The sequence below is a fragment of the Candidatus Tisiphia endosymbiont of Ditula angustiorana genome, from assembly GCF_964026425.1.
In the GTDB taxonomy this organism is placed as follows: Bacteria; Pseudomonadota; Alphaproteobacteria; order Rickettsiales; family Rickettsiaceae; genus Tisiphia.
Genome location: NZ_OZ032143.1, coordinates 112,960 through 126,020, shown reverse-complemented (window position 1 = coordinate 126,020; position 13,061 = coordinate 112,960). Strand labels below are relative to the sequence as shown.

At 30.5% G+C, this 13,061-nt stretch carries 10 protein-coding genes and 1 pseudogene; 7 read left to right on the top strand and 4 right to left on the bottom strand.

The features are described from left to right. Positions 1 to 8: 8 nt before the first annotated feature. Positions 9 to 503 carry an IS982 family transposase gene (locus AAGD29_RS00340; RefSeq protein ID WP_410521218.1) on the top strand — a complete coding sequence of 165 codons (495 nt, stop codon included), beginning with the start codon at positions 9 to 11 and terminating at the stop codon, positions 501 to 503. Positions 504 to 617: 114 nt separating this feature from the next. On the opposite strand, the gene AAGD29_RS00335 is transcribed toward AAGD29_RS00340, so the two are convergent. Continuing rightward, complete coding sequence (locus AAGD29_RS00335) at positions 618 to 1,283, bottom strand: IS982 family transposase (protein ID WP_341758090.1); 666 nt, start codon at positions 1,281 to 1,283, stop codon at positions 618 to 620. 192 nt (positions 1,284 to 1,475) lie between these two features. Here AAGD29_RS00335 and AAGD29_RS00330 point away from each other — a divergent pair, with 192 nt between their 5' ends. Further along, positions 1,476 to 4,040, top strand: a complete 2,565-nt coding sequence (locus AAGD29_RS00330) for a hypothetical protein (RefSeq protein ID WP_341758089.1) — start codon at positions 1,476 to 1,478, stop codon at positions 4,038 to 4,040. A gap of 243 nt (positions 4,041 to 4,283) precedes the next feature. Here AAGD29_RS00330 and AAGD29_RS00325 read toward each other — a convergent pair whose 3' ends face one another. Continuing rightward, a complete protein-coding gene (locus tag AAGD29_RS00325; RefSeq protein ID WP_341758088.1) occupies positions 4,284 to 6,101 on the bottom strand; it encodes an AAA family ATPase in 1,818 nt (605 codons plus the stop codon). Between the two features lie 104 nt (positions 6,102 to 6,205). On the opposite strand from AAGD29_RS00325, the gene AAGD29_RS00320 reads away from it, so the two are divergent. The 4 genes and pseudogenes from AAGD29_RS00320 to AAGD29_RS00305 all read left to right on the top strand — a co-directional run bounded on the left by AAGD29_RS00320 (position 6,206) and on the right by AAGD29_RS00305 (position 9,673). Continuing rightward, positions 6,206 to 6,679 carry a group II intron maturase-specific domain-containing protein gene (locus AAGD29_RS00320; RefSeq protein WP_375332391.1) on the top strand — a complete coding sequence of 158 codons (474 nt, stop codon included), beginning with the start codon at positions 6,206 to 6,208 and terminating at the stop codon, positions 6,677 to 6,679. Positions 6,680 to 6,788: 109 nt separating this feature from the next. Further along, a complete protein-coding gene (locus AAGD29_RS00315; protein WP_341758086.1) occupies positions 6,789 to 7,148 on the top strand; it encodes a transposase in 360 nt (119 codons plus the stop codon). Between the two features lie 60 nt (positions 7,149 to 7,208). Then, positions 7,209 to 7,454: pseudogene (locus tag AAGD29_RS00310) on the top strand (helix-turn-helix domain-containing protein); the annotation flags it as partial. Positions 7,455 to 7,732: 278 nt separating this feature from the next. After that, entirely contained in the window at positions 7,733 to 9,673 is a 1,941-nt protein-coding gene (locus AAGD29_RS00305; protein WP_341758085.1) for a hypothetical protein, read from the top strand. Here the strand turns inward: AAGD29_RS00305 and AAGD29_RS00300 are convergent. After that, entirely contained in the window at positions 9,670 to 10,770 is a 1,101-nt protein-coding gene (locus AAGD29_RS00300; RefSeq protein ID WP_341757405.1) for an IS4 family transposase, read from the bottom strand. The two genes, AAGD29_RS00305 and AAGD29_RS00300, sit on opposite strands and share 4 nt — an antisense overlap. A gap of 86 nt (positions 10,771 to 10,856) precedes the next feature. Between AAGD29_RS00300 and AAGD29_RS00295 the strand changes: the two genes are divergently transcribed. Continuing rightward, positions 10,857 to 11,798: a hypothetical protein gene (locus AAGD29_RS00295; protein WP_341758084.1), complete on the top strand. Its 942-nt coding sequence runs from the start codon at positions 10,857 to 10,859 to the stop codon at positions 11,796 to 11,798. A gap of 596 nt (positions 11,799 to 12,394) precedes the next feature. Here the strand turns inward: AAGD29_RS00295 and AAGD29_RS00290 are convergent. After that, entirely contained in the window at positions 12,395 to 12,622 is a 228-nt protein-coding gene (locus tag AAGD29_RS00290) for an MbtH family protein (protein ID WP_341758083.1), read from the bottom strand. Between the last annotated feature and the right edge of the window lie 439 nt (positions 12,623 to 13,061).

The following is a 13,061-nucleotide window of genomic DNA, read 5'->3' as shown; positions in this document are numbered from 1 at the left end:
GTAATAAAATATTTAAGGGGCTAGCAAAACATAGCAAATCATCGATGGGTTATTTTTATGGGTTCAAGTTACACTTAATTATTAATGAAAAAGGACAATTTATAGCATTAAAAATGGCTAAAGGAAACGTTAGGATTCCAGTACCTGAGTTAACAGATGGTTTAACTGGAGTTATGTATGCAGATAAAGGATATATTAAGCAAAACTTATTCGTCAGTTTATATGAAAGAGGATTAAAAATGGTGCATGGAATTAAGAAAAATATGCCAAATAAATTAATGGATTTAAAGGAGAAGATTATGCTAAGAAAACGTAATTTAATTGAAACAGTTTTTGATTATTTAAAGAACAAAATGAACCTTGAGCATACTAGACACAGATCACCTATAAATGCTTTTGTTCATATACTTTCTACACTAGTTGCCTATTCTCTTAAGAAAAATAAACCTTCTATAAATTGCAATCTCGACTTCCCTCTAAATTATAACCTTATCCCGAATTGACGTAGGTAGGTTATCTTTAATCCGATTCCATTGATCGTCACGTAGAGCATATCGACGCATAGAGAAAATTTATTCTTAATTTTTTCTCTATTACATAACAAATAAACCCTCCTGTCAACTTAATTGATGACACACCCTAATTCCATGAATCATTTTTAAGCCTCTTTCATATAAATTTAAGAACAAATTTTGCTTAATATAACCTTTATCAGCTGCTATAATTCCAGTTAATCTTTTTGTTAACTCCGGTACTGGAATCCTATCATCTACATTGCCTTTGGTCACTTTTAATGCCATAAACTCCCCTTTATTATTGATTGTTACATGTAATTTAAAACCATAAAAATACCCCATAGAGGATTTACTATGTTTGGCTAATCCTTTAAAAACTTTATTGCTATAACGCCTTTTATTGTGACAAGCTTTAATCGTTGTAGAGTCAATAAAATAAATACCTGTTTCCTCACCAAACAACAAATGAATCAACATATTTAGCGGTATGAATAATCGTGCCATTAATTCAACAAATCTATTATAACTCAAGGCTTTAGGGAAATCATCCTTATGCATGCACTCTATATAACTTTTATAGAAAAATTTAAAATTCTTAGTATAGGATGTATGAAACATAATTATTATTGTTAACATTTCACTTAAACTCATGCTACAACAACGATTTCTCTGCTTATTTGATGGTAATAACTTTCTCTGTTCATACTCCAAATAAATTTTACAAAAATCATCTATAAAACTATATAATTCTGTGATATCTTTTTTCATGCCTGTAGTTTGTTTTTTTGTTTAAAAATATAAATACTGCAGGCACTCCTTTTTGACAATCCTTTTATCTATTACTATTTCATCTATATCTTATCCCAAACTGACGTAGTACACCGTATTGTATATTCCCTTGATGCAACTAATATAACTAATAGAGAAAAAATAAAATATATAAAGATTATCGAGCAATTTTTGTCAAAGTTTGTTCAAGAAACAAATGAGGTTGTAATAAAAAAATTAGAATGGCATGAACAATTATATAATCTTGTATTAATTCGTGATCATTTAAATATAAAGAAAGATGAGGAAAGTATTATCAAATATTTATTGAATAGTAAAGTTTTTGCTAAGGATTTTTTTGATCCGAATAAATTAAACAACGATAACTTAACATTATTAGATTTGCTACAATCTTTAAATGATGTATTAAGAACTAAACTAGAAACAAATAACAACAAAAAGTTAATTAAATGGTTAAAAGATGAAAAAGATGCTAAGAACTCTTCAGAAATACTACAAGACAAATTTAATAAAGAGAATTACGATAAAAATATAGAGAAATTTAAGCAAGGCTTAGAATATTGTTTATCACAGCAGCAATGCGAGGGAATAAAACGTATATTTGAGAATGAGAAGCCAAAAGAATTTTTAGAATGTCTTGATCTGATCTTAAATAACAAAAGAGAGGAGATTTTGCAACATATGAAATTATTCTTTTGCAAATATACTACAAAATGTGTTGAGGTGTATGTGGTGGATAAGCTTCTAAGGGAATATTACCAAGATATAGATCGTAATAAATATATAGAAATAATACGTTCTATTATAGAAAAGATACCATTGGAATCATCAAAGATGATTCACTATGAAGAGTTAATAACACTATATTTTGATAAAATAAAGCAAAAGACATTTTTAACAAAAGAAGAGGAAAAATTATTAGATTGTTATACTAGTAAACTGATTGCATGCAGCATTGATAATAATAAATCCGACAATATAAAACACTGTGTTTATCATCTGCGCTTTAATTATTGTAAGTATATAGAAAAGGTAAACAACAAGATTTTACCAGAAACAATTAAAGTATTATTAAAATTAATAAAATATGCTAATACTGAAATACAGAAAGATTTATATCGTTTATTAATAGCTTTACACAATATAGAAAATAGTGACTTTAAAACGTCAACCCTTGATCAGTTAGCTAATGATTTTAAGTTATCTGGTGCAGTTAAAGAGAAATTTATCAAGTTATTTTCATATCATAGTTTTGATAAAGCATTTGTTAAGACAATACAGGAAGATATAGAAATAATTAAGCAAGCTCTTTTATCAGAAAAAAACAAGCCGGAAATCAATACGACTATTATAAAATACTTACAGGCATTCATCATGCAAACAGGAGAGTGTAGTGTTAGCACTATAAAGGAGGTAATTGATAACCTTGATACTGATGATACTGAGTGTGTTTTGAGGATTTTAACTTGTTTACAATATTGGTCTAAAGATGATATACCACAAGTAAATTATAAAAAAGTTTTAGGTGCACTTTCAGAAAACAATCTAAAAGAAGATCCTATAGTTAATATAAAAGTAGCGGAATTTTATTTAGCTATAGAAAACTTAGAGCAAGTTAAATATTGTTTAGATCGGGCAGAAAATCTGTTACAACCTCATAAATCCTCTGCAATAATTGAAAGACATATTAACAAAGCTAAATTAAGTTTAATGCTCAATGCATTTGCAGATAATAATAAAGAATTTTTAAATAAAAATTGGGGGTATATTAAAAAAATATACAGCATGTGTAGTGCCAAAAAAAAAGAGTTTTTAGAGGAGTTTCACAGTATAATTGATATATGTCAATATCATATATTAACCAAAGATCCTGAAACAAGCTCAAACTCACAAGATCAAATTAACAAAATTGTTGATAAAATCATTGAAGATTCTGAACTTACTTTTTCCTTAGAAATTATAAATCAAACTACTAGTGAAAAAACACAGCCTAAGACTCAAACTCATGCAGATGATAATATTGCTGCATCTAGTCGTGATACAGAAGAATATAGCTCTGAAGAAAAGTCTGACACTGAGATAAGTGATACTGCTATTGAAAAAGCCTCTTACAAAGACAGTTTTATTACAAAATTTTTAAATTACGGAACAATTATCCATCAATATTATCAAAATATTAAAAAAGCCGCTCGATTTTCTCTTGATAAAAAGTCTGATAATCATCAAGAAACTTATCAAACTTGGAACATTTCTAACGAACTATCATATACAACAAAGAATGAAGATGTTGTTATACACATTAGTAAACACAAGAATATTTATGCTATTATTGATCCTAAACTGTCATTAGGGACATCTGAACGAGAAAAATTTACCAATGCTTTAAAGAAAGGTATAGTAATAAATCCTCATCATAATGGGGTTAAAATATTAAAAAAATATTTCCTAGAACTTAAAGCAGATGGAGATGATCGGTTATATCCAAGCACCATTTATGAAAATGATGATGGTGGTATTTTAGTAATTTTTAATAATAAAGGTAATCATAAATTGATAAAAAGAAAATTGATATCTGAGAATACTAATGTTAAAAAAGTTTCTGGGGGTGTAGAGTATAGTATACAAGGAGAAGATTATCCTTTAAAGTACGATGTTTTTCTAGAAGATTATCTCAAATATGATGAAGGAGTAAGCTGCACGGGAGATGTTGATCCTACAAACCCTGTAAATGATTGATCAGAGGTATAGTGGACAATGCTTCTTTTTTGCTCAAATTAATAGCATCTTCAGCTATTTTTTGATAAATTTCGTATTTCAGAACCTCAAACTAAGGGGCAAAAAACTTGAGACCTCCCTACGTTTCCCGTTCGATATTTTTGAAAAAACGACAACTTGTACCGAATGGCGGGGCGTAGTGGACAATTTCAGAACCACAACAGACATAAAATTACTGGTTATTCAAGCCATTACACTCTATTATTAGGGTTCATTAACTTGGTATTGTAATTCCACATTCTTACCGCAAAAAGCTATAGAAAGTTTAATGATTTTTTTGACATGAGAATATTCTTTTATCTTAGTGTCATATTGCTTATCTATAATCTGTTTTAATCCCATTTGGGCTACCAAGGCTAAATCTTCTGTATTTTTGGCGATCTTGTACTCAATAATAATAGCCTTATCTTCTTTACCAACCTTGGGGATCATGATAATATCAGCTCGTCCACTGCCTGACTCTTGTTCACTGGTTATGATGTAGGCAGAAGATAACATGTTAACAAGTCCTAGCATAAAACCACTATAAAATAACTCAGCTTTTTTATTTCCTGTTTGGTGAAAACTAGTAGCGTTTAATAACAATTCCTGAAGCCGTTTCTTAAATTCTTCTAACCGACAAGCAGGTAATAGAGTAGCAAAAGGATAATATAGTGAACTATCAATCTGTAACTTATTACTAACCCATTGTAATAATCTCGCATTATAGATATGTTTTACCTCTCTATTAGGGGCGGATAGTTCATAAACATTCTCTTCTAACTCGATGCCCATTGGATTCAAGTAACCACTAAATAGTAATAGACTAAATAGTCCTGAGCGTGAATTAATATCATTGAAACTTATTTGTTTAGTAATCTGCGATATAATACTCTTACCACTAGCAAGTAGTTGTAAATCTTGTTGCATTTCATCTGACAATAATGCCTTATCAACTAGCCCCGTTCCTCCACTATCTAGCCAATAATGATCAAGCTTACCTTTGTGTGCTAAACATTGCATTAGTGACCACGGATTGTAAATTACCTCTCCACCAAATGTATAACCATTATACCAATCCTTAATTTGTTCAGTATTAGTGTTGAGCGGTACTTTTGTAAGCAAATCATCTACCTCTGCTTGAGTGAAACCATAGAACTTAGAAAAATCATCATCAAGTAATGTATATTCAGTAACATTATTCAAATCTGAAAACAAATTAGCCTTAGCTATCCGTAATATTCCAGTAATTACGCCTTTTTCCACATAAGGGTTACTCTTTAAACTACTACCAAATATCCCGCGAAATATCTTTAGTACATCCTCAAACTCTTTTGGTTTATCCCCAAATTCAATGTATGAACTATTAATAGGCGTATCATATTCGTCAATCAATATATAGGCTTTTTGATTAAAGTGCTTAAACAGTAGTTTACTTAAGAAAGATAAACTAATTTTCAACTGTGCTAATTCTAGCTTATCTGTACCTGTTAAATAATATTGAAAATTCTTTTTTTCTTCTACACTAAGTTTATCACTACTTTCTAGATATTTATGATGGTCATAAGCATTTGTAATATTTATCCTTATCCCACTCTCAATTTCTTGGTAACTACTACCTTTAACATCCTTAAAATTTATGTATATTACTGGAAATTGGCCTTGGTAGTCAGAGATAATGTCTGAATACTGTGTTATCTGAAGTGGTTTAAGTAGTCTTTTTTTACCACTAGCTAGTCCTAAATCAATTTCACCACCGATAAATAATTTGTGATTTACTCTATCCTCTTCAGGTAAAGGCTTACCTCTCTCATCTACTTCAATTTCAAAGAACCTCCTAATCATATCCATATTAAGGCTTTTACCCCAACGTCTTGGTCGAGTGATTAGGATAACCTTACCGCTATCTTCTAATAATTCTTTGATCATTAGACTTTTATCAACGAATATATCGCTATTAATTAGCAGATCATAGAAGTCATCACTACCTACTAACATCTTTGGTTGATAATTAATATTATTTTTACTCTTTTTTTCTGTCATTGTTTTTATGATTTTCTACTAACTATAATACCATTATACACCTGTTTTATTATCCACTAATAGATTATTAGTAAAATTTTTGCTAATAATACTATTTTTTATCAATTCGTACCAATAAATCAATGGCTCAAGAGGAATTGATAAAAATCCTCAACCCTAAACTAACTGGTTGGGCAAACTATCACAATGCAGTATCATCGGCAAGTACCTTCAAAAAGGTATCACATTACATTTGGCAAGCACTATGGCAATGGTGTAAAAGGAGACATCCAAAGAAAAACTTACGATGGATTAAAAGTAAATACTTTCATATCATCCAAGGACAAGATTGGACGTTTGCGTGTAAAACAGTTGATAAAGAAGGAAAAGTGAAAATGCTTAAACTATATATGCCAAGAGACATAAAAATCAAAAGGCATACAAAAATCCGGGCATCTTCTAATCTTTTTGACGCAAAGTGGGAGGAATATTTTAAATGCAGGACAAACTTAAAGTCCAGCAAACCAAAGATATACTCTAGCACACTTTCCCAACCACCATGTTTACTTGAAAAATCAGGTTCAGTCGGCTCTACATAAAGGGCTTACAAAGGCTTGAGCCGGTGCAGTGAAAGTTGCCAGTCCGGTTCTTAGAGGGGTGGTTCTCTGTAAAGAGAACCACCCCTCTAAGAACATCCATATGCGGGATATGATAAAATTATGGGAGCAGTTTTTAGAAAAGTTTAAGTTAGAGATATTAGTTGATAAAGAGAATGGTTATATTTACTTAAGATCGTTTTTATGGTATACTGATGCCAAGTTGCCTGAAGACAGGCAATCGGAATTAGAACAACTACTAACTAAGTATTTATCTGAAGAAGAAAAAGGTAGCATTATGAGAACTGTTGCACAAAAATATATAGAAGAGGGTACACAGTACGGGATTCAAATTGGTAAAGCTGAAGCGATGAAAGCGGTAGCAAAAACTATGCTAATTAAAAATAAACCGTTAGATGAAATTATTGAATTTACTGGCTTAACTAAAATACAAATTAATAAATTGAAATAGTATTAAGTAGTTATATTACAATTGACTAATTGAGCGTATAGGAAATAGCAAAAGACTACTCAGCAACTTGCAAAATTAATAGAGGTAACACATCAACAATTACAAAAATATGAGATTGGTTTCAATAGAATTCCGATAGGTAGATTAATTCTTACTGCTAAAGCATTAGAGAAAAATATTGAGCCTGTCCAAACTCAGCATCAACGTATGTGTATAGAAGTGTCGAGGAATTTTATGAAAATTCGTAACCCAGCACACCAACAAGCTATTAATGCATTGATACACTCAATGACTAAAGAGCAGTGAAGTAAAAGAAAATGTTATTGTCTCTATAACAAAAAGAATTGCCTAACCTGGATATTGTATGAATGTACCAAGATTTACCTATGAATCCTTGTAATATAATGGGTTTGGAAGAATTGCACAAAAATACAAATTTGCCATACTTTGCGGTACTGACGACCAAAAATGGACTATGCCTATTCCAAATTGGAATGCTGCTATGGCTCATTTTTTGATAAAATTTGAGGAGAGGATTTAAGTGCCTATTTTAGAATTTACACACTTAAAAAGGCAGAGCCGTTTTGGATGGTCTTGTTATTTATATGAAAAAAAAACATAAACACTCTCCAAAAAAATCTTCAACTAATAGCATACCAGTTAGCAGCTCAGTAAATAATACTAGCATTGAGCAAAAACACTCTGAGCAATTAGAAAGAGTTTTACTTACACATTTAGAGGATGATAATAAATCTACTATGGGAGATTTTATACTCAAACGTATTTTATCTTCCGTCAGTGCAACTGATATAACTAATGGACAAAAAATAAAATATATAAAACTTATAGAGAAATTCTTGTTAAATTTTGTTCAGAAAATAGATGATACTGTAATAGAAAGCTCACAATTTAGGACAATATTATTTAACCTTATATTCATTCGTGAGCATTTAAAGATAAAGAAAGATGAGGAAGATGTTCTCAAATATTTGTTGAATAGTGAAGTTTTGAGTAATTTATTTGATCCTAATATGTTAGACAAGGATAACTTAACATTATTAGATTTGGTAGAATCTTTACAGAATATATTAAGCATTCAATCAGACATACGGCAAAACAAAAAATTAATTCAATGGTTAAAAGAGAAAAAAGGGGCTAAAAACGCTTCAGAAATACTAAAACAAGATTTTAATAAAGAAGATTATGATCAAAATGTAGAGAAATTAAAGAAAGAATTAGAAGGATATTCGATTACATCCACTCAAAAATTAGGAGGATGTTTACTTGTATCCAAGAAAGAGCCGTGGTCAGCAGAAAGTTTAGGAACGTCAGCAGAGCTTTTACAATGTTTCGATGTTATATTAAATAACAAAACAGATGAGATTGCTCGACACATGAAGTTGTTTTTCCGGACACAGAATAATAATGAATCTTATTATATAGTTCAGGTTTGTGTTGTGGGTAAACTTTTAAGGGAATGTTATAAAAATATAGATATTGATAATTATATAAAAATAATAAGTTCTATTATAAAAGATGTGCCATTAAATTCATTAAAGATGGCTTACTATGAGGAGTTAATAGAGCGATATGTTACAAAAATAGGGTCATTAACAAAAATAGATGAAAAATTACTAGATGATTATACTCGCGAATTAGTTAAATTAACCGTTGATAATAATGGTGTAACCGATAGTAGTAAACACCATGCTTATAGACTACGTCTTTATTACTGCAAGCATAAGACAAATTTAAAAGAAATAATTGAAGTATCATTAGAATTGATGAAATATGCTAATGGTAGTGAGATAGAGCAAGATTTTTATGGTTTATTAATAGCTTTATATAATATAGAAAGTGGTTCATTTAAAAATGGTATTCTTGCTCATTTAGTTAGTAAATTTAATTTATCTGGTGAAGCTCAAAGAATATTCATAGATTTGTTTTCATATCATAATTTTGATCGAGCATTTGTTAAAAAGATACAGGAAGAGCTAGAAATAATTAAGCAAGCTTTTTCAACACAAAGCCAAGAAATCTATACAACTATTGTAAAATTTTCATATGCATTCATCATGCAAACAGGGGAGTGTAGTGTTAGCACTATAAAGGAGATAGTTGATGACCCGAGCTTTGAAAGTGACACAGCTGAAAGTACCTTGAGGATTCTAAGTTGTTTAAAATATTGGTCTAAAAATGAGATAGAACAAATAAATTATCAAAAAGTTTTAGATAAGCTCCTAAACAAGGATTGTTTAGGGAGAGATCTTATAACTGTTATAAAAGTAGCAGACTTATATTTAACTATTGAAGACTTAGTGCAAACTAAACATTATTTAGATTTGGCAGAAAATTTGTTAAAATTTCATAAATCATTTCAATATGAAATAGAACCTAAAATTTACCTTAATGAGGTTAAATTAGGCTTAGTGTTAAATGCATTTTCAGATAATAATAAAGAATTTCTAAAAGAAAATTTGAGTTATATTAAACAAATATACCTCAGTACAGGACAAAGAGATTAACAAGGTGATAATCGGAGTAAAGATGGTATTATTGGCTTAATAAATTTTGTTATAACTTCCATCCATTTTTCCATCATTTCTGCAATATTCAAAAATATTCTCTGCAAGTAATCTAAGCCATACCTGAATAAGGATATAGACTTTCTACCATGTTTTTTAAGCTTTATAGGTTTGATAGAATTTTGCCATTGACCCACAACATAAGCAAAAGTAAATGCTATAGCAAGTAAACCAAGCAATTTACTAATTCTATCTAAATGTATTATATGGGTATTTTCAAAATTGAAGCCCCGCGTCTTAAGGCAAGCAAAAAGGTTTTCTATTTCCCATCTTTTTTTATATATATTTAGTGCTATATTAGGGTTATCATTGGTAGCTATGATTACTAATTCTCCTTGAGCATTACGCAATGCTGCTACAGATACTTTAGGTCCTTTATAATTCTTACCCAAATATCTTTTTCCTTTAAACAACATATATTCACCATTCTGTAACTTCTTAATTAAATGATTAGCAGTAACTAACTCATCTTCTGCTCTACCAATGGTAAGATTGGCTTTGATTCTAATATAAAATGGTATCATTTTATCGGCTAAAAACTTTAGCCATAAATCACCTATAAACTCCCGATCCCCAAGCAATGCTGACATCTTCTCTATGCCAAATATAGTAATAAACCTTTCCATTAATTGCTGACGTTCAACGTTATTAGAAGTTCCTGCTTTTGGCAACATATCCCACATAATTGGTATAGCAATGCCTTTATGGCAAATAGATAATACTAAAATATTGATGTCAAGCTTACCAAATTTCCAATTTGTCCGATCCAGCACTAGTAACCATTGTTCAGCATCAATTCCAGCCAACCTAACCAGTAACTTGGCTAAGGACGTATATGATAATTCACATTTGGCAAAAAATCTCTGTAATTTCTTATAGCGTGATTCTTGCTTATCTCCTTTTATCGTTAAGGCAAGCTGTGTAAGATTTACATCTCTCACTTGCAATAATCCTAATATTATTTGTTCTATTAATTTTATGCTTGCAAAACTATTAAAAAAGTAGTCTCCTATTAATTGTGATAACGCTGTAATCATTCTCTTGCCTCTTAAGTCTTCAATAACCTAAGTAATAGAGCTTTGGCTACGCGTTATCTACTTATTTTCTTCTCTCCTTAATCTCTTTGTCCTGTACTGAGCAAATATACAATACGTGTAATGCCATAAAGGAAAAGTTTTTAAGTGCTTATCAAACCATAATTGATATATGTCACTATCATCTGTTATCAAAAGATCCTGCAACAACTTCAACCTCAAACTCAGAAGATGAAATTAAAAACGTTATTAATAAAATCGCTGAAGATGATGAAGTTACTTTTTCTTTAGAAATTATAAATCAAACTATTAGTGAAGAACAACAGATGTTGATTCCTGCGAACAGTCATATTGATAGCTCTAATCGTGATTTAGAAAAATATAGCTCTGAAGGTAAGTCTCAAGAAGATTCCTTATACAAAGAAAATTTTGTTACAAAATGTTTAAACCACTGGGCAATTATACATCAATATTATCAAAATCTTAAAAAAAGTACTCGATTTTCTCATGATAAGACTTCTGATCATCCTCAAGAAAATCATCAAGTTTGGCACATTTCTAATGATGTATCATATACAACAAAGAATGAAAATATTGTCAATATTGGTAAGGAACACCATAATATTTATGCTATTATTGCCCCTGATCTGTTCAATTCATTAGAGAAGTCTGAGCAAAAGGCGTTTAGCACTGCTTTAGAGAAAGGTATAGTAAAAAATTATAATGGGGTTAAAAGGGTAGGCAAATCTTTTGAACTTAAAATAGATGGAGATGCTAGGTTATGGCCAAGCACAATTTATAAAAACGATAATGGTGCTGTTTTAATAGACTTTAATCACAAAACTAATCATGCTGGTATAAGAAAGGCACTTAAGAATAAGATTAATGTTATAAAAGTTTTTGGTGCTACAGAACATCATCCACAGGAAGAAGATTATACTTTAAAGTACAATGTTGCTCAAGTATATGATCTTAACATATATCATGAAGTAGATTGCTTGGGGGAAGAAATCATAACTGTCGAAAGTTAGAAGAGGAAGAGGCTTTAAAGATAATCATGGCAGTTTAAAGGTTGTGGAAAAATAACCGACGTCATTGCGAGAAGGCGTGAAGCCCGAACGAAGCAATCCACTTATGGTTACTTTTATGGATTGCTTCGTCGACCTTCGGTCTTCCCAACTTCCGCAGTTTTTGATAAGGTCAAAGGTTGGAAGAGGCATGGATATAAGGGTTACAGATTTTTAGGCACAACATTGGTTAGATTTTTTTAGGATAACTATAGTAATTACTTCACTCAAGTCCCTTGACTTTTCCTGTTTTTTTTCAATAAAAGCTTAAGGCTAATTGTTAGATTTGCTTTCGGCTCGGATGTTTCGCTGTCTACGCTTTACTACTGTCGTTACCTTCAGCCGCACAAGACTCGGTATATGGTGGAGCTAGTTACTCCTTCCATAACAGGACTTTCACCCGTAAGATTAATGCACCTTATCTTGACGCACACACAATCAATTGGACAGAGCCATTAAATCTCGACTACTTCAACTGAACCATACAGCATATGCTTCTCATTCTATATAGGAAGTCCATTGTATAATAATAAATGAACTCAATTGATGCCACACCCTAGTTAGTTTAAAGCTTTAATACTCTTTGCTGCTAACTTATCCATTTGTTCACGAAGACTTTTTGGTCTCATATCTATCCATACTTCTTTTACATATTTTAAAACTTCTTCCTTATTGCCTCTAGGTCCAACCTGTTTCCAACCTGACGGTATCTCCTTCCAAACAAACCATATCGAATATTGCTCTTCCTCATTAATTAAACATATATATTCTTCATTATCTTCTGACATATATTTCCTCTTCTCCTATTGTTATTTCTAATATCTTAGTTATCATTATTTCTTCTTTTATAACTTGTAAATAATCCTCTCCTTTTTTGTAGCAAGGTCAATATCAGTTATACATCTAACTAAATTATAATTTAATTTTGTAGTGTCTTCAACATGAAGTAGCCCTTCTTCCTTATTAAAATCTAGTTCTTTTACATTCGTATTATTTAAATCAACATTAATACCTAAATCTGTATCAGTACCTCTAGTTTAGGTTTTAATATGAAGTAGCCATTCTTAATCATCTGCTTTATTTCCTCGTGTGGTTCATTTCTATAACCTATCATCACCTTATGTTTACCTTCACTTAACCTTTTCACTAACTCATTATATCATATTCACCTACACAGTTTTTATTAACTATTTTTACTAAAGTTTACATTAAAAATATAATCAATAT

Bases quoted from the DNA above. Each gene is read 5' to 3' on its own strand.
- AAGD29_RS00335 (WP_341758090.1), bottom strand. From the start codon at position 1,283: ATGAAAAAAGATATCACAGAATTATATAGTTTTATAGATGATTTTTGT.
- AAGD29_RS00325 (WP_341758088.1), bottom strand. From the start codon at position 6,101: ATGACAGAAAAAAAGAGTAAAAATAATATTAATTATCAACCAAAGATG.
- AAGD29_RS00315 (WP_341758086.1), top strand. From the start codon at position 6,789: ATGATAAAATTATGGGAGCAGTTTTTAGAAAAGTTTAAGTTAGAGATA.
- AAGD29_RS00300 (WP_341757405.1), bottom strand. From the start codon at position 10,770: ATGATTACAGCGTTATCACAATTAATAGGAGACTACTTTTTTAATAGT.
- AAGD29_RS00290 (WP_341758083.1), bottom strand. From the start codon at position 12,622: ATGTCAGAAGATAATGAAGAATATATATGTTTAATTAATGAGGAAGAG.